This is a genomic window from Bacteroides sp. An269 (assembly GCF_002159755.1).
Taxonomy (GTDB): Bacteria; Bacteroidota; Bacteroidia; order Bacteroidales; family Bacteroidaceae; genus Phocaeicola; species Phocaeicola intestinalis.
This window is the reverse complement of sequence record NZ_NFJG01000242.1, coordinates 1-827: the sequence shown is the minus strand read 5'-3', so window position 1 is coordinate 827 and position 827 is coordinate 1. Positions and strand designations below refer to the sequence as shown.

The following is an 827-nucleotide window of genomic DNA, read 5'->3' as shown; positions in this document are numbered from 1 at the left end:
AGGCATTTTCGCTTCTGTGATGAGGAAGATAGCGGGCTATCTGACGAAGAACAGGAGCGAAAAGGACCAAAAAATCGCCCAAAGCACACACGGAAACGGATACATCAAGCCAAGAAAAACTTTTTGGAGAAATTCAAAACAGCTTCTTACATCGTCAATTTTACTTTTATTCCTTTGCCGGGTCTTATAAGCAGAACGTCCGCTCAAACGAGCTTACGAACGAGAACGAACAACATGAATGTATAACTTAAAACATTGAACAGTATGAGACCAACAAGAAAACTGGGAATGGCGATAATGGCAATAATGGCATTGACTGCAAGTTCCTGCGTCACATTGCATAAACACCGCCCCCAAAGAAAAGCGTAAAGAAGCAATGGAAAAGCTGATAACAGACATTGCGGCTGTGCTGACTTCCGACCAACAAGTACTTTACAAACAACTGCAAGAGGAAGCCGCAGCCGAAAGAAAAAACATACGCGCAAAAACTGAGTGATTGCCACTTCTAGACGCTGGCATTGCCTTGGCTGGACGGAGGAAAATCGTATTATTTATTAAGACAAAAGGAAGTCATGAAACAAATCATTTTTAATGATTTGGGCTCAAGGATGCCGAAGCCTACTGCAACTGGCTCTCTGCAAAAGATACCAAGCACGGTTATCGCCTGCCTTCCGAAGAAGAATGGGTGCTTGCCGCCGGACACATGCCCAAGGATGTTTCCATGAATTCCGGTCATGCGGAACGTGGATTGACAACTGTGGATGCATACGCGCAAAGCAAGGGTGCCTGTGGCGGCATTGACTTTTGGGGAAATTGTTGGGAATGGA

General features: G+C 45.0%; 1 protein-coding gene and 1 pseudogene. Both read left to right on the top strand.

The genetic code is table 11. The features are described from left to right. The coding region (locus B5F71_RS20040) for a hypothetical protein (protein WP_158098165.1) at window positions 1-246 on the top strand (246 nt) is incomplete at its 5' end. Window positions 247-664: 418 nt separating this feature from the next. Further along, a pseudogene (locus B5F71_RS19545) lies at window positions 665-827 on the top strand (hypothetical protein); the annotation flags it as partial.